This window comes from Burkholderia sp. Nafp2/4-1b (assembly GCF_003635165.1).
Classification (GTDB): Bacteria; Pseudomonadota; Gammaproteobacteria; order Burkholderiales; family Burkholderiaceae; genus Burkholderia.
The window spans coordinates 31,535-50,542 of the sequence record NZ_ML058622.1; the positions used below are offsets into that span (position 1 = coordinate 31,535).

17 protein-coding genes are annotated in these 19,008 nt (G+C 67.2%); 8 read left to right on the forward strand and 9 right to left on the reverse strand.

Translation table 11 applies throughout. The features are described from left to right. Positions 1-264: 264 nt before the first annotated feature. From C7H84_RS29025 to C7H84_RS29035, 3 genes are all read left to right on the forward strand, one after another. Positions 265-1,314 (forward strand): site-specific integrase, encoded by a 1,050-nt coding sequence (locus C7H84_RS29025; RefSeq protein WP_121862018.1) that lies wholly within the window; start codon positions 265-267, stop codon positions 1,312-1,314. Positions 1,315-1,386: 72 nt separating this feature from the next. Continuing rightward, positions 1,387-2,292: an HTH-type transcriptional regulator ArgP gene (locus C7H84_RS29030; RefSeq protein ID WP_121862019.1), complete on the forward strand. Its 906-nt coding sequence runs from the start codon at positions 1,387-1,389 to the stop codon at positions 2,290-2,292. Between the two features lie 167 nt (positions 2,293-2,459). After that, positions 2,460-2,672, forward strand: a complete 213-nt coding sequence (locus C7H84_RS29035) for a DUF1059 domain-containing protein (RefSeq protein WP_121862020.1) — start codon at positions 2,460-2,462, stop codon at positions 2,670-2,672. Positions 2,673-2,783: 111 nt separating this feature from the next. Here the strand turns inward: C7H84_RS29035 and ltaE are convergent, their stop codons facing one another. Then, a complete protein-coding gene (gene ltaE, locus C7H84_RS29040) occupies positions 2,784-3,797 on the reverse strand; it encodes a low-specificity L-threonine aldolase (RefSeq protein WP_121862021.1) in 1,014 nt (337 codons plus the stop codon). A gap of 412 nt (positions 3,798-4,209) precedes the next feature. Between ltaE and C7H84_RS29045 the strand changes: the two genes are divergently transcribed. From C7H84_RS29045 to C7H84_RS29055, 3 genes are read left to right on the forward strand one after another with little or no spacing between them, the layout of a single operon-like run. Further along, a complete protein-coding gene (locus C7H84_RS29045; RefSeq protein ID WP_121862022.1) occupies positions 4,210-5,631 on the forward strand; it encodes a cytochrome ubiquinol oxidase subunit I in 1,422 nt (473 codons plus the stop codon). A gap of 27 nt (positions 5,632-5,658) precedes the next feature. Further along, on the forward strand, positions 5,659-6,666 hold the full coding sequence (cydB, locus tag C7H84_RS29050) for a cytochrome d ubiquinol oxidase subunit II (protein ID WP_121862023.1): 1,008 nt from the start codon (positions 5,659-5,661) through the stop codon (positions 6,664-6,666). Continuing rightward, entirely contained in the window at positions 6,638-6,835 is a 198-nt protein-coding gene (locus C7H84_RS29055; RefSeq protein WP_121862024.1) for a hypothetical protein, read from the forward strand. Before cydB ends, C7H84_RS29055 begins: the two co-directional genes overlap by 29 nt. Positions 6,836-6,944: 109 nt before the next feature. On the opposite strand, the gene C7H84_RS29060 is transcribed toward C7H84_RS29055, so the two are convergent. The 6 genes from C7H84_RS29060 to C7H84_RS29085 form a co-directional block, all read right to left on the reverse strand. After that, entirely contained in the window at positions 6,945-7,139 is a 195-nt protein-coding gene (locus C7H84_RS29060) for a YqaE/Pmp3 family membrane protein (RefSeq protein WP_121862025.1), read from the reverse strand. Positions 7,140-7,261: 122 nt separating this feature from the next. Next, a complete protein-coding gene (locus C7H84_RS29065; RefSeq protein ID WP_121862132.1) occupies positions 7,262-7,717 on the reverse strand; it encodes a TIGR00725 family protein in 456 nt (151 codons plus the stop codon). A gap of 70 nt (positions 7,718-7,787) precedes the next feature. Next, positions 7,788-8,618, reverse strand: coding sequence for an ABC transporter permease subunit (locus tag C7H84_RS29070; RefSeq protein ID WP_121862026.1), 831 nt, complete (start codon positions 8,616-8,618; stop codon positions 7,788-7,790). A gap of 10 nt (positions 8,619-8,628) precedes the next feature. Beyond that, positions 8,629-9,717, reverse strand: a complete 1,089-nt coding sequence (locus tag C7H84_RS29075; protein ID WP_121862027.1) for an extracellular solute-binding protein — start codon at positions 9,715-9,717, stop codon at positions 8,629-8,631. A gap of 27 nt (positions 9,718-9,744) precedes the next feature. Continuing rightward, positions 9,745-10,788 (reverse strand): ABC transporter ATP-binding protein, encoded by a 1,044-nt coding sequence (locus C7H84_RS29080; RefSeq protein WP_121862028.1) that lies wholly within the window; start codon positions 10,786-10,788, stop codon positions 9,745-9,747. Between the two features lie 7 nt (positions 10,789-10,795). Further along, positions 10,796-11,647, reverse strand: a complete 852-nt coding sequence (locus C7H84_RS29085; protein ID WP_121862029.1) for an ABC transporter permease subunit — start codon at positions 11,645-11,647, stop codon at positions 10,796-10,798. A gap of 159 nt (positions 11,648-11,806) precedes the next feature. Here C7H84_RS29085 and C7H84_RS29095 point away from each other — a divergent pair, with 159 nt between their 5' ends. Further along, a complete protein-coding gene (locus C7H84_RS29095; protein ID WP_121862031.1) occupies positions 11,807-12,703 on the forward strand; it encodes a LysR substrate-binding domain-containing protein in 897 nt (298 codons plus the stop codon). A gap of 225 nt (positions 12,704-12,928) precedes the next feature. On the opposite strand, the gene C7H84_RS29100 is transcribed toward C7H84_RS29095, so the two are convergent. Beyond that, entirely contained in the window at positions 12,929-14,593 is a 1,665-nt protein-coding gene (locus tag C7H84_RS29100) for an alkaline phosphatase family protein (protein ID WP_121862032.1), read from the reverse strand. 270 nt (positions 14,594-14,863) lie between these two features. On the opposite strand from C7H84_RS29100, the gene C7H84_RS29105 reads away from it, so the two are divergent. After that, positions 14,864-15,085, forward strand: coding sequence for a hypothetical protein (locus C7H84_RS29105; RefSeq protein WP_121862033.1), 222 nt, complete (start codon positions 14,864-14,866; stop codon positions 15,083-15,085). Between the two features lie 64 nt (positions 15,086-15,149). Here C7H84_RS29105 and C7H84_RS29110 read toward each other — a convergent pair whose 3' ends face one another. Further along, a complete protein-coding gene (locus C7H84_RS29110; RefSeq protein WP_121862034.1) occupies positions 15,150-18,983 on the reverse strand; it encodes a DUF748 domain-containing protein in 3,834 nt (1,277 codons plus the stop codon). Between the last annotated feature and the right edge of the window lie 25 nt (positions 18,984-19,008).

Sequence of the window (19,008 nt, forward strand, 5' to 3'; positions counted from 1 at the left end):
GAGCCGCTCGCGCGGCGTTGAGCAGAGGCCGCATGCTCCCATAGGTATAAATGAGATGACAACACCCATTACCCGGGCTTTAACCCTCAAAGAAGCTGCGGAACTGCTAGCTGTTTCGTACTCAACTGTTTATGCCAATCGCCAAGCCCTCGGGTTCTTCAAGATCGGAGGCGTTTGGCGAATCTGGCCTGAAATCCTGAAATCGAAATCGTCCGGTTACAATGCCGATCGACCGGCGCGGACGGAAAGAAAGGAGAGTTTTCAATGTCCATCCGAAAGCGCGGCGGCGTCTATTACCTCGATCTCCGCACGCCAAGCGGAGAAAGAATACGCCGCTCTTGTGGGACTTCCGACCGGAAGGAAGCTGAGGAGTATCACGACAAGCTGAAAGCGGAACTGTGGCGCGTGCACAAGCTCGGGGAGCGACGCCGCTACGTTTACGAAGAGGCCGTAGTGAGATACCTCAAAGAGCAGACCCTGAAGCGGAATTACATCAACTTCGTGGGTCACTTGAGACACTTCGGCACGTATTTCCAGGGGCGGTACATTGACGCCCTGACGTCTGCCGAGATCATCGAGGCTCTTCCGGAAAAATGTGGGCGGTGGTCCGCTGACAAACCCGCCTCCGTAGCGACGCGAAATCGGTATCTCGCAACGATTCGCGGGATGCTTAATGCAGCCGTGAGGTGGGAGTGGATTGACCGGGCGCCAATCCTGAAATGTTCCAGAGAGTCAAATAAACGGATTCGCTGGATCACAAAGGAGGAGGCGCAGCGGTTGCTTCGCGCGATCAACCGTGACTGGATGCGCGATGTTGCGGCATTCGGATTTGCGACCGGGCTTAGACAAGCGAACATTCTCGGGCTCGAATGGTCGCAGCTCGATCTGGTCGCCCGGCGCGCATGGATCCATCCGGATCAAGCAAAGGCCGGCAAGTCGATCGGCGTCCCCCTGAATAGTGAGGCGATCGCACTGATCCGCAAGCAGATCGGCAAGCACCACCGGTTTGTATTCGTCCGAAATGGCAAACGGATCAGGTCGTGGGATCGGGAACAGTGGCTCGCAGCCTGTGCGCGGGCAAACATCGAAAATTTTCGGTTTCACGATGTGCGCCACACGTGGGCAAGTTGGCATGTTCAGAGTGGCACGCCCCTTGAACGTCTGAAGGAACTTGGTGGATGGTCCAGTTACGACATGGTTCTCCGGTATGCGCACCTTGCGCCCGACCATCTGGCGCAACATGCCGAATCGGTCACATTTTGGTCTCAGGATGTGCCCAATTTCAATGTCGGGCTCGCCTGCTCCGTGTCGTGATCGCCCGTAGCACGATAGCTGGCAAGGCTATATTGATTTGAGCATCACAATCTGTCTCGGGCAATCTAGTACATGTCTCTGACGATCGATCCGAAGCAGGCCGCCGCGCTGCTGGCCGTCGCCGACACCGGCAGCTTCGAACAGGCCGCCGTGCGCCTGCACGTGACCGCATCCGCCATCACGCAGCGAGTCCGCGCGCTGGAGGCGAGCCTCGGCACGCCGCTCGTGCTGCGCACGCGGCCGTGCCGGCCGACGGTGGCCGGACAGCGCGTGCTGCAGCACCTGCGCCGCGTCGCGCTGCTGCAGGCCGACCTGCAAAGCACGCTCGCGGCCGAGCGCGAATCACCGATCTCGGTCACGATCGCGCTGAATTCCGACAGCCTCGGCACCTGGTTCCTGCCCGCGCTGACGTCGGTGCTCGCCGGCGAGCGCATCCTGTTCGAGCTGATCGTCGAGGATCAGGATCACACGTTCGCGCTGCTCGAAAGCGGGATGGCCGTCGGCTGCGTGACGACCGAGCCGAAGCCGATGCGCGGCTGCGTCGCGACGCCGCTCGGCACGATGCGCTACCGGCTGCTCGCGGCGGCCGCGTTCGCGGGGCGCTGGTTCCCGCGCGGCTTGAATCGCACGAGCGCGCGCGCCGCGCCCGTCGTCGCGTATTCGCGGCGCGACACGCTGCAGTCAGCGTTCCTGAAGGAGAAGTTCGGGTTGCCCGAAGGCGCGTACCCATGCCACTACGTGCCGGGCACGCACGCGCACTTCGCGGCGGTGCGGCACGGGCTCGGCTACGCGATGGTGCCGGAGCCGCTGATCGGCGGTGCGCCGCTCGACGCGCAGGGGCTCGTCGATCTCGCGCCCGCGCATCCGACCGACGTCACGCTGTACTGGCACGCGTGGACGGTGCAGTCGCCGACGATGGCGTCGCTGTCCGCGCGGGTGGTCGAAGCGGCGCGCCGGTTGCTCGCGCCGCTGCCGTAACGAGCGCGCGCGCGGGTGGACGGGTGGTTGATCGACACTGCCGGCGCGGTAAGCACCGCGACGAGAAACTGAGCCGTGCCGCCTATACTTTTTCCATCGGCCTCGCGAACGCGCCGCGCGGCCGATCATGCAAGTCCGGCCGGTCCCTTTCCTGTGAGGAGAACATCATGTCCCGCCGCTATATCGATTGCCGCGAGTTTCCCAGCGCGATGAATTGCTCGGTCGCAATTTCCGCCGACTCCGACAGCGAACTGCTGGAAGCCGCCGTGCAACATGCGGTCTCGGTGCACCAGCACACCGACAGCGCCGAACTGCGCACGCAGCTGAAATCGCTGTTCCACGACGGCACGCCGCCCGCCGACAGGCCGCCGCAAGCGTAATCCGTCGGCACGGCAACGCTCGGCCGACAACGCGCCGCGTCACCTCTTTGCGTCTTGCACCATGCCGCATCGCGCCGGCCCGTCGCCGGGCGGCGCATGCCGCATGCCACGTTACGCGCGGCGCTGCGCGAAATACGCGCCGACCGCGTCGATGAAGGTGTCGATGTCCGCACGCGACACGTCGCAGTGCGTGACGAAGCGCGACGAGTACAGCATCTGCGTGAGGATCCCGCGCTCCTTCAGCCACGCCTCGAGCGGCGCACAGTCGGCTTCGGGGAATTGCGCGAACACCATGTTCGTCGCATGCGACAGCACTTTCACCGGCTCGATGCGCGCAAGGCCTTCAGCAAGACGCGCGGCATTCGCGTGATCGTCGGCGAGCCGCTCGACGTTGTGATCGAGCGCATACAGGCAAGCCGCCGCGAGGATGCCCGACTGCCGCATCCCGCCGCCGAGCACCTTGCGCCAGCGCTGCGCGCGCTCGACCAGCGCGCGATTGCCGACCAGCACGGAGCCGACCGGCGCGCCGAGCCCTTTCGAAAAGCAGATCGAGATCGTGTCGAACGGCGCGCACAGCTCGGCAATCGAGCGGCCCGATGCGACGGCCGCATTGCACACGCGCGCGCCGTCGAGGTGCGTAGCCAGCCCGCGGCTGCGCGCGAGCGCGACGGCTTCCTGCGCATAGCCTTCCGGCAATACCTGGCCGCCGATCGTGTTCTCGAGCGCGAGCAGGCGCGTACGGGCGAAGTGATTGTCGAGCGGCTTGATCGCGGCTGCGATCTTCGCGAGCGGCAGCGTGCCGTCGGGCGCGTTCTCGATCGGCTGCGGCTGGATGCTGCCGAGCACGGCCGCGCCGCCGCCTTCGTACTTGTAGGTGTGCGCGAGCTGGCCGACGATGTATTCGTCGCCGCGTTCGCAGTGGGCCATCAGCGCGGCCAGGTTGCTCTGCGTGCCGCTCGGGAAGAACAGGCCGGCTTCCTTGCCGGCCCGCTCGGCCGCGACCGCCTGCAGGCGCAGCACGGTGGGGTCGTCGCCCCATACGTCGTCGCCGACTTCGGCGGCAGTCATCGCGGCCAGCATCGCCTGGCTCGGACGTGTCACGGTATCGCTGCGTAAATCGATCATGGTCTGCCCTGAATAAACGCAGGCCGGAACCAATGCGCCCGGTCCTGCCGAAACGAGACTCAGAGTGTACGCAATTCACGCGGCGCTTGCCGATGATGGCCGGCCACGCGCGCCGCGCCTCTGGTGCAGCGATCGAACCCCGCGCCCGCCGCCTCGTTCCGATGATGCGACGCGCCATATTGCCGCACGTGCGGCAGACCGCCACGCCGCGACCGCATGCGCCGCGCGCCGCGTTCTTGATACGAATCAACGATTTATCCCGAAAACGGGCGCGGCGGGCTGGACATCTGCGACGAGTTGGCACATTTCGCGGCGCAACATCGCGATCCATACTCCAGCCAACCCCGATGCTTGGTCGTCCGGGGGCCGCCGGCACCCGCCGGCGGGTATCGTCAAGCTTCGGTCAACTGGTATGGACACCGCATTTTCGGCCCTCGATCTGGCCCGCCTGCAATTCGCGTTCACCGTCTCCTTTCACATCGTCTTCCCGGCGCTGAGCATCGGCCTCGCCAGCTTCATCGCCGTGCTCGAATATCGCTGGCTGAAGACCGGCAAGCAGTACTACAAGACCCTGTGCCTGTTCTGGTCAAAGATCTTCGCGGTCGCGTTCGGCATGGGCGTCGTCTCCGGCGTCGTGATGAGCTATCAGTTCGGCACGAACTGGTCAGGCTTCTCGAGCTTCGCCGGCTCCGTCACGGGCCCGCTGCTGATGTACGAAGTCATGACCGCGTTCTTCCTCGAAGCCGGCTTCCTCGGCATCATGCTGTTCGGCTGGAATCGCGTGAGCCCGCGCGCGCACTTCGGCGCGACGCTGATGGTCGCGATCGGCACGCTGATCTCGACCTTCTGGATTCTCGCGTCGAACAGCTGGATGCAGACGCCGCAAGGCTTCGAGATCGTCGACGGCCGCGTCGTGCCGACCGACTGGTTCGCGATCATCTTCAACCCGTCGTTCCCGTACCGCCTGTTCCACATGGCGATCGCCGCGTTCATCGTCGCCGCGCTGGTGGTGGCCGCGACCGGCGCATGGCACCTGCTGAAGGGCCGCCGCGACAAGGGCGTGAAGAAGATGTTCTCGATGGCGCTGTGGCTGCTGCTGGTGCTCGCGCCGCTGCAGGCCGTGATCGGCGACCAGCACGGCATCAACACGCTGAAGCACCAGCCCGCGAAGATCGCCGCGATCGAAGGGCTGTGGGAAACGGAAAAGGGCGGTACCGCGCTGAACCTGTTCGGCATTCCGGACATGGAGGCCGAAACGACCCGCTACGCGGTGAAGGTGCCGCACCTCGGCAGCCTGATCCTCACGCACAGCTGGGACGGCGAGATCCGCGGGCTGAAGGACTTCCCGCCCGAAGACCGCCCGAACTCGACGGTCGTGTTCTGGAGCTTCCGGATCATGGTCGGGCTCGGCTTCGCGATGATCGGCCTCGCCGCGCTCGCCTGGCTGCTGCGCCGCCGCGGCCGCCTGTATGAATCGAAGTGGTTCCAGCGCTTCGCGCTCGTGATGGGCCCGACCGGCTTCGTGTCGCTGCTCGCGGGCTGGGTGACGACCGAAGCGGGCCGCCAGCCGTGGGTCGTGTATGGCGTGATGCGCACCGCGCAGGCCGTGTCGCCGCTGTCGGTGCAGCAGGTCAGCCTGTCGATGATGACGTTCGTGATCGTGTACTTCCTCGTGTTCGGCACCGGCGTGTACTACATGCTGAAGCTGATGAAGGCCGGCCCCGCGCTGCCCGACGTCAAGCACGACGCGAAGCACGACCTGCCCGACACGCGCCCCGATCACACCGCGCGCCGCCCGCTGTCGGCCGTCGACGAGCTGATCGAGACCGTCTGAGCCCCCCCTTCGCAAACGAGAAAACCTATGGACGTCACCGTAATCTGGGCCGCGATCATCGCATTGGGGCTCTTCATGTACGTCGTGCTCGACGGCTTCGACCTCGGCATCGGCATCGTCTTCCCGTTCTTCCCGGACGAGAAGGAACGCGACCTGATGATGAACACCGTCGCGCCCGTGTGGGACGGCAACGAGACCTGGCTCGTGCTCGGCGGCGCCGGGCTGTTCGCGGTGTTCCCGATCGTCTATTCGACGGTGCTGTCGGCGCTGTACCTGCCGTTGATCTTCATGCTGGTATGCCTGATCTTCCGCGGCGTGTCGTTCGAGATCCGCGCGAAGGCGCGGCGCACGAAGCAGCTGTGGGATCTCGCGTTCATCGGCGGCTCGGCCGGCGCGACACTGTTCCAGGGGATCGCGCTCGGCGCGTTCCTGCAGGGCATCGACGTGAAGGACGGCGTGTACGCCGGCGGCGCATTCGACTGGCTCACGCCGTTCAGCCTGCTGACGGGCTTGGGCCTGATTGTCACGTACGCGCTGCTCGGCTGCTGCTGGCTCGTCGCGAAGACCGAAGGCGACCTGCAGCGCCGCCTGCATCGCGTCGTGTGGCCGCTGACCGTCGTGCTGCTCGGCTTCATCGCGGTGGTCAGCCTGTGGACGCCGCTGCAGGATCCGGCCATCGCGCAGCGCTGGTTCGATTCGGGGCTGTTCTGGCGCCTGCTGCCGGTGCCGTTCCTGGTTGCCGGGTGCGCGGTGTGGATGCGTCGCGCGGTGCGCGACCGGCACGACATGACGCCGTTTGTGCTCGCGCTGGCGCTCGTGCTGCTCGGCTACGTCGGGCTGCTCGTCACGATGTTCCCGTATGCGATTCCTCAGACGATGACGATCTGGGAAGCGGCAGCGCCGCGTTCGAGCCAGACCTTCACGCTGGTCGGCGCAGCGGTTATCCTGCCGATCATCATCGCCTACACGACGATGGGTTACTGGGTATTCCGAGGCAAGGTGCGCCATGAAGACCAGCATTACTACCACCACTGATACCACGGCTGGCCAGCCCGGCCAGTCCGGCCCGCCCCATGCACCGCGGCCGCGGATGCGCGGCTGGATGTGGTTCGTCGTGCTGTGGGCAGGCGGCGTGCTCGGCGCCGTCACGCTCGGCTATGCGTTCAAGATCTTCATGAACCTGACGCTGTTTGCGGTGAAGTAAGCGGCACGGTCGCCCAGGTCGAACGACGATCGCGGCGGCCGTTTTGTCGTTGGGGCGCGGTTTCGGATACAAACCACGCCGCTGCATCACCTGACCGCGCACTGCGCGTCTACCCCCGCCCGCGCAACGCCGCCTCGATCTTGCGATCGGTCTTGTACTGGCTCAGCGCATAGACCGACCAGATCGCGGCCGGCAGCCAGCCGATGATCGTCAGTTGCAGGACGAGGCAAATGATCCCGGCGATCGGCCGGCCGATCGTGAAGAACTGGAACCACGGCAACAGCAGGGCAAGCAGCAGGCGCATGAACGATCCTCTCGGTACGTCGTTGAACGGGTGATACCCGACCAATATGGCGGGTCGCTCGCGCCGTTTCAAGTCCGGGCCCGATGCCCGCCGCACCGGACGCCGCTGCCCGCATCGCCCGCCTATGCCGAATCGCTCAGCCACTGCGCCGCACGCGCGATCAGCCGGTCCGGTTGATCGAAGCACTCGACACCCGCGACCGCCGGCGCGTCGCAAATCGTGAACACCGGCTTGCCCCACTGGAGCCCGAGCGCGATCTCGGACAGCGTGCCGAGCCCGCCGCCGACCGCGATCAGGCACACCGACGCGCGCGCGACCAGCGCGTTGCGCGTGATGCCGAGCCCGGTCGGGAGCGCCACGCTCAGATACGGATTCGCCTGCGTCGCGTCGTCTTCGGGCAGCAAGCCGATCGCACAGCCGCCCGCCGCATGCGCGCCGCGCGCGGCCGCCTCCATCACGCCCTGCTTGCCGCCGCCGACGAGCGCGACGCCCGCCGTCGCCAACGCATGCGCGATCCGTTCCGCGACCCGCATCTGTTCGTCGGTCGCGTCGCGCGGGCCGATCACGCCGACCGGCATCCGGTGCCTGCGCACGCCGGTTTGCCGCTGCGCCAGCCGCGCGAGCGTATCGCGCGCCGGCTCCGACCACTCAATGCCGTCGATTCCGAACAAGGCCTTCCCCCAGTGCAAGAACGCAGGTACAGATCGCCGTCAGCAAGATCGACAGCACGGCTGCCTGCGAAAAATCGGTTTGCCCGTCCGACAGCTTCAGGTACATCAGCAGCGGCAGGATGTTGATCTGCGTGCCGGCCAGCGCGAGGGCCGTGCCGTACGTGCCGAGCGCGATCGCGGTCACGAGGCACCACGCGGACGCGATCGACGGCCACAGCTCGCGCCACGCAACGTCGAGCCACGCGCGCCACGGCTGCGCACCCAGCGTCAGCGCGGCTTCGAGCGGCCGCCGATCGAGATTGGCGAGGGTGGGATAGATCATCAGCGCGACCCGCGGAATCAAGTAATACGCATACGCGACGGCGAGCCCCGGCATCGTGTAGATCGCGCCGCCGATCACGTTCGAATCCGCACCGAGCGCGGCCAGCAGCGTGGTGACGAAGCCCGCGCGGCCGAATGCGAGGATGAAGCCGTACGCGATCACCAGCCCGGAGAACGCCAGCGGCACGCCGAGCAGCGCGAGCGACCAGCGGCGACGGGCAGGCGACTGCTCCGCCAGCGCAAACGCGAGCGGCACGCCCACGCCGACCGACAACGTCCCCGCGCCGACGGCCAGCGCAACGGAGTGCACGATCGCATCGATCACGAGCCGGTCGCGCAGCACCGCCGCGAACGCGCGGCCGCCGTCCGCGCAGGCCGCATCGACCAGCGCCGCGAGCGGCAGCACGAAACACACCGCGAGCAGTGCCGCGGCGGGAATCGCGCCGAAGCGGCGCAGCACGCCGCGTTCCGGTAACGAAGCCTGCATCGCGAGCCCCTTAGTTGCCGAGCGTGGCCTGCGACCACAGCTGGTCGACTTCGGCCTTGCGCGCGGCTGCCTTCGCGACGTCGAGCGGGCGCACCTGCGGCGCATTCGGCAGCTTCGCCGCGACCTCCGGCGCCACCGGCGTGCCGGGCACGGCCGGACGCACATAGCCCTGCGCGAACAGCGCCTGGCCGACATCGCTCATCACGAGGTTGAGCCAGAGCTGCGCGGCGGACGGATTGGGGCCGTTCTTCACGAGACTCATCGCATACGGCGCCGACACGCTGCCGTCCTGCGGAATCACGACGTCGGCCGCGTCGCCCATGCCGTCCGCATACTTCGCCTTGAGGCCGTCGTTCTCGTAGCCGATCAGGATCGGGATCTCGCCCTTCACGAACTTGGCATACGGCGTCGTGCCCTCGACGCGCAGCACGTTGCCCGCGCGCTTGAGCTTGCCGAAGAATTCGGCGCCCGGTTTCGGATTCTCGACGCTGCCGCCGTTCGCATACGCGGCGGCGAACACCGCGACCTGGCCCTGCCCGGTCGAGCGCGGGTCGAGATAGACCACCGCGTTGCGGTATTCGGGCTTCAGCAGATCGGCCCAGCGCTGCGGCACGTTCTTGACGAGCTTGCGGTTGACGAGGAACGCGATGTTCAGCGAATGCACGGCGAACCAGCGCCCGTCGGTCGCACGGAACACGCCCGGCAGCTTGTCGAAGTTGATGGGCTTGAACGGCGCGACGACGTCCTTGCCCTCGGCATCGAGCGCCGATGCCGCGAAGTAGTACGCGGTGTCGGCCTGCGGACGGCGGCGCGACTTGTCGAGCGCGACGACGGTGGCCGCGGAGCCGATGTCGTTGTACGTGATCTCGACCTTCGGGTAGCGCTTGCGGAATTCGGCGAACAGCGCCTTCCAGTTCGCCCATTCGGGGCCGGTGTCGAACGACACGACGAGCCCTTCGTCGGCGGCCTTCGCGTACAGCGCGTCTTCACCGGGATACAGCGGCGCGGCATGCGCGGCCGCGCACGACAGCGCCGCGAGCGCGCACATCGCCAGCACGCGGGCGCGCACGGCCTTCACGAAAGGGGAGCCTGCAAACATGGTGAATCTCCGTTGAACGTAAGGGAATCATTGCGCGTCGGGCAGCGCCGGCAGCACGAGCAGATGGCGCGGGTCGATCGCGATGCTGCGCGCGGCGGGCTCGCGCCCTTCGCACAGCAGCGGGCCGGACGATCCGTCCGGAATGAAGTCGTAGCGCTGCGTCGCGCCGAAGTAACGCACTTCGCCGAGACGACCGTCGACCCGGTTCGCGCAGTGCTCCGGCGGATCGGCCTGCACGTGCTCGGGCCGCACCAGCACCACGATTTCGGCACCGGGCCGGTGCGCGCCCGTGTCCGCACGCAGCGTCGCGAAGCGCACGTCGATGGTGTCGTGCGCGAGCACGCGCCCGCGCAGCAAGGTCGAATGCCCGACCGAGCGGGCAACCTGCGCGCTCGCGGGACGCTCGTACAGCTCGCGCGGCGTGCCGGCCTGCAGCACGCGGCCGCCGTCGACGATCGCGACGCGGTCGGCCATGCTCAGCGCTTCGTCCTGGTCGTGCGTGACGAACAGCGTCGTCGCACCGCACGCGCGCTGCAGCGCGCGGATCTCGTCGCGCAGTTGATGACGGATACCGGCGTCGAGCGCCGCCAGCGGCTCGTCGAGCAACAGCAGCTTCGGCTCGATCACGAGCGCGCGCGCCAGCGCGACGCGCTGTTGCTGTCCGCCCGACAGCATCGCGACGCCGCGCGTCGCATGCGCCGCCAGGCCGACGCGCTCGAGCATGTCGAGCGCGCGTTGGCGCCGCACGCCGGCCGCGACGCCGCGCATCCGCAACCCGTACGCGACGTTGTCGACGACCGACAGGTTCGGAAACAACGCGTAGTGCTGGAACACCATCCCGACTTCGCGCCGCCATACCGGCACGCCGGCCACGTCGTCGCCGCCGATCGCGATGCGCCCGCGCCAGCCGTCGAGCAGCCCGGCGGCAAGCCGCAGCAGCGTCGATTTGCCGGAGCCGCTGCGCCCCATCACCGCGAGCAGTTCGCCTTGCGCGGCGGACAGCGTGACGTCGTCGACACCGTGACGTGCACCGGGATACTGAAAGCTGACGTGTTCGAATTCGAGGCTCATGACGGACTCACTTCAGACGTTGCACGGTGCCGACGGATACGAGCGTCGCGAGCACGGCGAGGACGAGCAGCACGACGGTCGCCGCGCACGCCATCCCCGTCGCGCCGTAGAACGCCTGCAGCAGCACGATCGGGTAATTCCGGTAGCGAAAGCCGGCGATCAGGTTCGAGATCTGGAATTCGCCGATCGACAGCGCGGCCACCATCACCAGACCGGAAAACAGGCTGTGCCGCAGGTTCGGCAGCACGATCGTGAAGAACTGGCGCAGCGGCGTCGCGCCGAGCGTCGCTGCACAGGCCTCCAGGCGTGCAAGACCGAGGTGGCGCAAATCGCTCAGCAGCGTCTGCAGCAGATACGGCAGCGTCAGCACCGCGTGCGCCGCGATCATCAGCGGCAGCGTGCCGAGCCAGGGCAGCACGTCGCTGCCGAAGATCGCGATGTAGCCGAAGCCGAGCGTCAGCGCCGGCACGGCGACCGGCATCAGCATCACGATGCGCGTCGCGAATCCGCCGCCGGCCTGCGCCCGGTGATGCAGCGCATACGCGAGCGGCAGCCCGAACAGCGCGTTGAGTGCACAGCAGGCCAGCGCGACCATGAAGCTCACGCCGAACGCCCGCGTGAAGCTGCGGTTCGCGGCCAGGTCGGTGAACCAGTGCGCGGTGAAGCCGCTGGGCAGCAGCGTGTTGGTCCACGACTCGCCGACCGAACCGACCAGCAGCAACGCGATCGGCAACAGCAGATAGAGCGCGAACACGGCGACGAGGGCCTGCCGCAACAGCCGGCCGATGCGCGGGCGCGCCGCTTTGTTACGACGAATCGGAACACCGTCGGCCATTGCCGGGGCGGAGGACGGATGCATGACACACTCGCTGGCGATGAGGAAGACAGCGCGCGACGCCCGTCGGATCGGGCCTCACGCGTAGTCGGAACGAGCGCAGTGTGCGGATCCGACATGGCATCGTCATGAAAAAAACGTACAAAGCCCGCATCGACCTATGCGAGAACGGAACAGCCGACGATGAAACACCTGTATCCGAACGTCGCGGAACTGCACGCGTTCGTCGCTTCGGCGAAGTACCTGAACTTTTCCTATGCGGCGCGGGAACTGGGCCTGACGCCCAGCGCGGTCAGCCGGCAGATCGCGAACCTCGAGGCGCTGTTCGGCGTGAAGCTGTTCGTGCGCGAGGGGCGCGGCCTCGCGCTCACGCGTGCGGGGCAGGTCTATCAAGCGCGCGTCGTCGCGCCGCTGCGCGAAATCGGCAACGCGTCGATCGAGCTGCTGAGCGCGCGCGAAAACAGCGACCAGCTGACGATCGCGAGCGTACCGACGTTTACGACCAAGTGGCTCCTGCCGCGGCTGACGCGCTTTCTCGCGGCCGCGCCGAACGTCACGCTCGGCTTTCGTCGTCATCTCGCGCCGGGCGATGTGTTTCCGTTCGGGCTCGATGCGGCGATCCGCTATGGCGACGGCACATGGGAAGGCGTACGAAGCGACTATCTGGACGGCCGAACCTTCGTGCCGGTCTGCACGCGCGAATTCGCGGAACGGCATGCGTTGCGCACACCCGCCGACACCGTGGCCGCGCCGCGCCTCGTGCACGAACAGGCAGAGATCGCATGGGCCGCGTGGGCCGAGCGCCATCGCGCGACGCAGATGAACGCGCTGGCCGGGCCCCGCTTCGAACAGTATTCGGTGCTGATCCAGGCCGCCCAGGCCGGGCTCGGGATCGCGCTGGTGCCGCGCTTCCTGATTCTCGACAATCTCGCGGCCGGTACGCTGGTCGAACCGTTCGACGCGCCGGTCGACGTGGACGCGCAGGGACATTACCTCTGCTACGCGCCGGAACGCCTCGAAACCAGCGACGCGCTGCGGCGTTTCAGGAAATGGATGCTGGACGAAGCAACGGGTGGGTGATGGGTGGGTGATGGGTGGGTAATGGGTGGGTAATGGGTGGGTAATGGGTGGGTAATGGGCGGGTAATGGGCGGGGTAACGGCGGTCGACCACCACGGCCTGGAACGTCAGGACGCGGGCAGCCGCTCGCTCCTTCCTTCCGCCCCCGTCCGCCGGCCCGCCCGCCCCGTCCCTCACCCGTCCCGCGCCGGACACCGCCCCACGGCGGCATCCGGCGCAGGCAACCTCAGTGGTCGATACCGAGCGCCGGCAGCACGTGCGTGTTCTCGGCCACGACCGCGTGCAGCAGCTTCGGATCGGCACCGAGCAGCCCGAGGATCGTCGGCGCGACCTGCTTCGTGCCGACGTGATCGGCGACGGTGCGCGCACGATGGAGGCCCGGATACGACACGAGCAGCCCGAGGTGGCTGTCGTCCGGCGCGTTGCCGCCGTGTTCCTCGTCCTTCTTCGTGCTCGTCGTGTAGATCACGCCCGGATTCGGCTGCACGATGATGTCAGGCGTGCGGCCGTTGGCCGGATCGCCGAACCGGTCGGCCAGCGCCGAGCCGTACAGCACATACGCCTGCGGGCCGTCCGCGCAGATCCCCGGCGCGTTGCAGCCGAGGTTCGCGTTCAGCGTCTGCACCACCGCCGCGCGCTGGCTGCGATCGCGCAACCAGATCAGCCCGACGTCGTCGGTCTGCACGAAGCCCGTGCCGACCAGGCCCGAACCGTCGTTCAGGTTGCCCGTCGTCGTGTTGTTCTGGCCGAAGTTGCCGTTCGGGTCGATGTAGTTGTTCGCTTCGAGCAGCTTCGTCAGCGTGTCGCCGTTCTTCACGAGCTTCGTGTGGTCGGTCGGCGACTGGCCGTGCTTCGCCGTGACGATCACGGCCGTCGACGAATACAGGTTGCGCTGCTTCAGCTCGTTGACGATGCGGCCGATCGAGTTGTCGACGTAGGTGATCGCGTTCGCGACCTGGCCGTTCGGCGTGAAGTTCGCGTCGAGGTAGCCGCCGCCCTTCGCGACCGGCGCCTTCTGCGCGACGCTGAGCGTCTGGAAGTTGGCGCCGAACAGCGTCGGCACCGGTGCGGTCTTCGTGCCGGTCGAATCGCGGCCGTCGATCTGGTTGACCAGCGCCTGTACGTGCAGGTTGTCGAAGCGCGCGGTGTGCGAATAGACGTCGGTGTAGGCGGTGTTGGTTGCCGGGTCGATCGAGTTGATCTCGGTGCGCATCAGGTCGTCGACGCCGGTGCCCGACGGGCCGTTCAGCCAGTCGTAGCCCCACGCGTGCTTGTCGGCCCACGCGGTGTACGCGTTCGGCACGCCGGCCTTCACGGCCTCGAACACGGTGTTGGTCTTCACGTAGTTGTGCGGGTAGACCGGCACGCACTGGCCGTTGACCTTCGCATGCGGAATCGCCTGCGGGTTGAATGCGCCGCCGCCGTCGAGATGCACGAGCGCGCCGCCGTTCTGCGCATCGATGCCGGTCGTCTCGTCGAACACGACGTTCCAGCCCTGCTTGCCCGAGCACGTCGTGTCGCTCGGCGCGTACAGGTTGCGGTCGTACGACACGTCGTAGAACAGGCCGGCCGTCTTCGGCGAGCCGCCCGTCACGAGCGCGGCGAGGCCCGGAAACGAGTCCGACAGGCCCGGCGTATAGGCGTTCGTGTACGTGACGCCGCTTTGCGCGAGCACCGCGATGTTCGGGCACGTGTTCGCGCCGATGCAGCGCGCCAGATCCTGCTCGTGCAGGCCATCCACGCTGATCAGCAGCACGTGCTTCACGACGCGCCGGCCGTTGCCGTGGCTGTTGCCGTCCTGCTGCCCGGCATGGGCGCCGACGCTTGCGAGCGCCAGCGCGCCCGCCACCATCACTGCCATCTTCCGTTGCTTGGCGAATCTGGAAATCATCACCCCACCTCATCGATTGACGTTGAACCGCATGACTTGCCAACAGGCGCGTCAATATCGCTGCGTCGTGCGGCGGTCCGATGAAGCGCGGCTTTCTGTTCTCTATCAAACGTAACCAATCGCAAATGACATCCCGCGGTCGCAACGCGGTGCGTGCTCGGGCGCGGCCAGGCGCTGCCGGGCCTGGCCGGGCGCCGCCGGATTTTTTTCCCGGTTGGCGCGCGACTATTGGCGTGTGATAAAGGGTTTTCCCTGACCCGGAGCACGAGTATGTCGACCCTGGAAGCTCTCCGGTTCGTGCTGGACGATGCACGCACCCCCGAAATCATTCGCCACCACGTCGTCGACGCGCTGCAGTACGCGTTGCGCAATCACGGCCAGGTATTCACCGCGAAGGAAGTCGAATGGATCGCGCAGTGGGACGATGCGCGCCTGCCGCTGGCCGCGAGGAAGGAACTGGACAAGCGCGAGCCGGAAACCGCGGGGCGCTGAACGAAGCGCGCCGCCGCGCCCGATTTCCGATCGGGCACGGCGGCGGCGGATGATGGCGTAATGCTTACTGCAGGCCGAAGTCCACGCGGGTCGTCGCACCCTTGTCCGCGATGCCCTTCGCATCGAGCTTCGGCGCCACGACGAACATGCGGCTCGCATCGATCTTGCCGTCGAGGTACTGGCGCACGGCCTGCGCGCGCTGCTGCGCGAGCGTGCGCAGCGCGTTGTCGTCGGCCGGCGCGTGCTCGGCGAGCGCCTGCTTCATGTCGGCGTCAGGCAGCGTCTTCTGCAGGCCGACCAGGTTGCGCGGCTTCTTGAAGTCGGCGGCCTTGTACGCACGCGTGAGGTACTTGCTGTATTCGGCCGGTTCGACCTTCACCGACATCGGATCGACGCTCTCGCCCTGGCCGATCACGTCCTTCAGCTTCTGCTGGCGCACCAGCCGGTCGACGTATGCATCGCGCAGCCCCGGCGTGTCCACCGCCGGATCGACGCGGCCGATCAGGTCCAGCCGGATCGACGGCTTCTCGGTCAGCATCTTCACGACGGTATCGAGCTTCTGCTGCTGCGCGTCGGTCAGCTGGTACGAGCCCGGCGCGAACTCGACGTAGCCGAGCTCCTCGCCACCGCTGCCGCCGAACGCATTCGCGAGCAGCGAGAACGGCGACGTGACGGCCTTCGCGATCAGGTTCAGCACCGCGCGCCAGATCAGCCCGCCGACGCTGAACTCCGGATTCGACAGCGAACCCGACACCGGCAGGTTCACGTCGATCTGGCCCCGCGTGTTCTTCAGCAGCGAGATCGCGAGCTTCACCGGCAGCTTGGTCGCCGTGTCGTTGTCGACGTGGTCGCCGAACGTGAGCTGGTCGATGAAGATGTGGTTGTTCGCCGACAGCTGGTCGTTCGCGAGCTGGTAGTGCAGGTCGACGTTGAGCTTGCCCTTCGTGATCGGATAGCCGGCGTACTTCGCCGAATACGGCGTCAGGTTGGTCAGTTCGATGTCGTGCGCGGTGGCCGTGAGGTCCAGCGCCGGCTTGTCGATCAGCGGGTTCACCGTGCCCTTGATCGTGATCGGCCCGTTGCCCGCGAGGTTCGCGGCGACGTCGACCGGCGCGGACGTCGTCGAGTCCGTGCCGAACGCGCCGACGGTGCCGTTGATCGCGACCAGGTTCGCCGTGTAGTTCGGCTTGATGAAGTTGTCGGTATAGGTCACGCGGCCGCTCTGCAGCACGAGCTGGCCGAAATGCATGCGCACCGGATTCTGCGGCGGCGGCGCGGCCTTCACGACGACGGTGGCCGATGCAGCGGCCGGCGCCGACGCCTGCTGCGCGACCGAGGCGGACGCAGCCTCTGCGGCGGCCGGCGGCGTCATGCCCGGCGACAGCGGCACCGGCTCGGTCTTGCTCGCGTCGCGCGTCAGCGACTGCGCGGGGCCCGTCTGCTTCGCGACGACGTCCTTCAGGTTGAGCCGGCCCTGCGCATCGAGCAGCACGCGGCCGTAGAAGTTCGAGAACGTCACGCGCGCGGCGTCGACGTCGGTACCCTTCTCGTCGTAGTTCACCTTCAGGTTCGACAGCGCGAGCGAGCGCCAGCCCGCGAACGGGTCGGACGTCGCCTTGTCGAGCATCCGCACGTCGACCAGCGCGACGTCGCCGCGGTAGGTCGCGCACGGCGTGTCCTTCACCTGCGCGAACGTCAGGTTGCCCTGCGCGTTCAGCAGCGCGCTCGCGACGGTGGCGTTCAGCGCGCTGCCGAAGTACGGCTCGAACGCGGCCGCGTCGAGGCGGTTGCCGTTGATCTTCAGGCCGAGCTTCAGCGGCTGCGCGGTCACGTCGCCCGACACGTTCACCGAGCCCTTGCGGTTCAGCGTCGCCTTCAGCTGCACCGGCAGCGGCTTCGTCATGTCGTCGCTGATTTTCTGCACCGACAGGTCGAGCGGCTTGATCGCGAGTTTCACCGGGCGCGGTGTCGACAGGTCCGTGAAGTTCGCGGACGATTCCTTCACGTTCAGCGCGTCGATCCGGTAGTGCCACGACGGCGCGGCCGCCTCGGCCTTGCGCGCGACCGTACGCTTGGGCACCGCCGGCTGCGCCGGTTCGGCCAGTGCCGCCAGGTCGATCTGGCCGTCCTTCAGGCGCTTCACGTCGAGCGCGAGCCCGGTCGCGTCGACGCTCGAAATCTCCGCGGTGCGCGTGGCAACGTCGATTTTCGCGATCTTCGCGCTCGCGTCGGGCAGCACGATTGCGGGCGCCTTCGCGTCCGGCGTCGCGAGCTTCAGCGACTTCAGGCTCACCGTGCTGTCGGCGACCTGCGCGTCGAGCGGCGTCTTCGCCCAGTCGGCCTTCGCGTTGACGGTCGCACCGAACGTGCCGTCGAGCACGCGCGCACGGGTCGCTTCGCCGAGGTACGGCTGCAGCGCCGGCAGCGCGAGCGCGTCGACCGCGAGCTTCGTGTCGGCCTGCTTCGCGGCGAGATTGAACGCGCCTTCGGCCTTCAGGTCGCCGCCGCGCGACAGCGACGTCGACAGCGTGTACTTCGCGGGCGTCTTGCCCCGCAGCGTGAAGCCGTCGAGCGTCGCGGCGAGCTTGGTCAGCGACATCGCGGTCGGCGTTGCCGGTACGCGGTCGTCGAGGTTGATCGTGCCGCCGTCGATCGCGAAATGACGGATCGTCAGGTCGAGCGGCGGCGCTTGCTTTGCGGCGGCTTCGGCTTTCGCGCCGCTCGCGACGGTGGCGGCACTCGCGGTGGCACTCGCGGCGGTCGCGGTGGCTTCGCTCGATGCGGCGGCGCCCGACGCGGCCGGCTTGCCCGCTGCCGCCTTCGGCGCGGCGGCCGGCTGGCCGGCGAGCTTCTCGACGTTCAGCACGCCCTGCTTGTCGCGCGCGAGATCGACGACCGGCTGGTCGATCCGGATCTCGTCGAAATGCAGCACGTTGCGCAGCGGCTCGAGGCCGGCTGCCGCGACATGCACGCCGCGCGCGGCGAACAGCGGCGCGGACGCGCGGTCGGTCACCTTCGCGTCGTTGAAATCGACGGTGCCCGACACGCGCAACGTGGGCGTGTCGCCGCTCATCACGAAGTTCAGCGTGAGGTCGCTGCTCAACAGCCCGCTCGTGACGATCACCGGCAGCTTCGCCGGCGCGTACGAAATCAGCTTCGGCACGTCGAGCCGGTCGAACTTCAGCGCGACTTCCGATTCGCGCGACACCGCGAACGGCTTGGTCCTGCCGTCGATCGCGATCGGGCTGCCGTCGAACCGCGCGCGCAGCTTCGGCTGCACGAAGATGTCCGTCTTCGACGGCAGCGTCGCGATGAACGGAATGCCGAGCGTCCAGTTGTCGACCACGTGCTTTTCGTTCAGCAGGCGGTCGTCGAAGTCGATCCGGCCGTCGTTGACCTGGATGTTCGACACCGAGAAAGGCGTCGGCTTGCTGTCCGGTTTGGACGGCGTCGAGAACTTCTCGATCAGGTCGGTGAAGTTGAAGCGCTGCGCGTCGTGGCGGACGATATGAAAGCGCGGCGAGTCGACGCGCACTTCGTTGACGATCGGCGCGCCGCGGAACAGCGACGACCACGACGGCCTCACGACGAGCTTGCCGATGTCGATGAAGTCGCCCTGGCCGCCGCGCTCGCCGACGTGCACGCCGTCGGCTTCGAGATTCAGCGTGTACGGGTTCAGTGCGATGCGCTGGATCGTCGACGGCCGGCCGAGCTGCTGGCTCAATTGCAGTTCGGCGATGTGGCGAATCAGCGGCGGCGCCGCAAAGAACCCGAGCAGTCCAAACAAAACGAGGAAGATCAGCACGCCGAGGCCGATACGCCGGGTCCGGCGGGAGCGTGCAACGCCGCCTAGGGCATGGAGGGTCGAGGGTACGGTTTGTTTGTCTGCGCTTGACATGCTTGGAGCCTGGGGATTGGATGCC

What these genes read in the sequence shown, in the direction of transcription:
- C7H84_RS29035 (WP_121862020.1), top strand. Translation starts at nt 2,460, where the DNA reads ATGTCCCGCCGCTATATCGATTGCCGCGAGTTTCCCAGCGCGATGAAT.
- C7H84_RS29080 (WP_121862028.1), bottom strand. Translation starts at nt 10,788, where the DNA reads ATGAGCCTCGAATTCGAACACGTCAGCTTTCAGTATCCCGGTGCACGT.
- C7H84_RS29075 (WP_121862027.1), bottom strand. Translation starts at nt 9,717, where the DNA reads ATGTTTGCAGGCTCCCCTTTCGTGAAGGCCGTGCGCGCCCGCGTGCTG.
- C7H84_RS29030 (WP_121862019.1), top strand. Translation starts at nt 1,387, where the DNA reads ATGTCTCTGACGATCGATCCGAAGCAGGCCGCCGCGCTGCTGGCCGTC.
- C7H84_RS29025 (WP_121862018.1), top strand. Translation starts at nt 265, where the DNA reads ATGTCCATCCGAAAGCGCGGCGGCGTCTATTACCTCGATCTCCGCACG.
- C7H84_RS29060 (WP_121862025.1), bottom strand. Translation starts at nt 7,139, where the DNA reads ATGCGCCTGCTGCTTGCCCTGCTGTTGCCGTGGTTCCAGTTCTTCACG.
- C7H84_RS29085 (WP_121862029.1), bottom strand. Translation starts at nt 11,647, where the DNA reads ATGCATCCGTCCTCCGCCCCGGCAATGGCCGACGGTGTTCCGATTCGT.
- C7H84_RS29045 (WP_121862022.1), top strand. Translation starts at nt 4,210, where the DNA reads ATGGACACCGCATTTTCGGCCCTCGATCTGGCCCGCCTGCAATTCGCG.
- C7H84_RS29100 (WP_121862032.1), bottom strand. Translation starts at nt 14,593, where the DNA reads ATGATTTCCAGATTCGCCAAGCAACGGAAGATGGCAGTGATGGTGGCG.
- C7H84_RS29110 (WP_121862034.1), bottom strand. Translation starts at nt 18,983, where the DNA reads ATGTCAAGCGCAGACAAACAAACCGTACCCTCGACCCTCCATGCCCTA.
- cydB (WP_121862023.1), top strand. Translation starts at nt 5,659, where the DNA reads ATGGACGTCACCGTAATCTGGGCCGCGATCATCGCATTGGGGCTCTTC.
- C7H84_RS29070 (WP_121862026.1), bottom strand. Translation starts at nt 8,618, where the DNA reads ATGCAGGCTTCGTTACCGGAACGCGGCGTGCTGCGCCGCTTCGGCGCG.
- C7H84_RS29095 (WP_121862031.1), top strand. Translation starts at nt 11,807, where the DNA reads ATGAAACACCTGTATCCGAACGTCGCGGAACTGCACGCGTTCGTCGCT.
- ltaE (WP_121862021.1), bottom strand. Translation starts at nt 3,797, where the DNA reads ATGATCGATTTACGCAGCGATACCGTGACACGTCCGAGCCAGGCGATG.
- C7H84_RS29055 (WP_121862024.1), top strand. Translation starts at nt 6,638, where the DNA reads ATGAAGACCAGCATTACTACCACCACTGATACCACGGCTGGCCAGCCC.
- C7H84_RS29105 (WP_121862033.1), top strand. Translation starts at nt 14,864, where the DNA reads ATGTCGACCCTGGAAGCTCTCCGGTTCGTGCTGGACGATGCACGCACC.
- C7H84_RS29065 (WP_121862132.1), bottom strand. Translation starts at nt 7,717, where the DNA reads ATGCCGGTCGGCGTGATCGGCCCGCGCGACGCGACCGACGAACAGATG.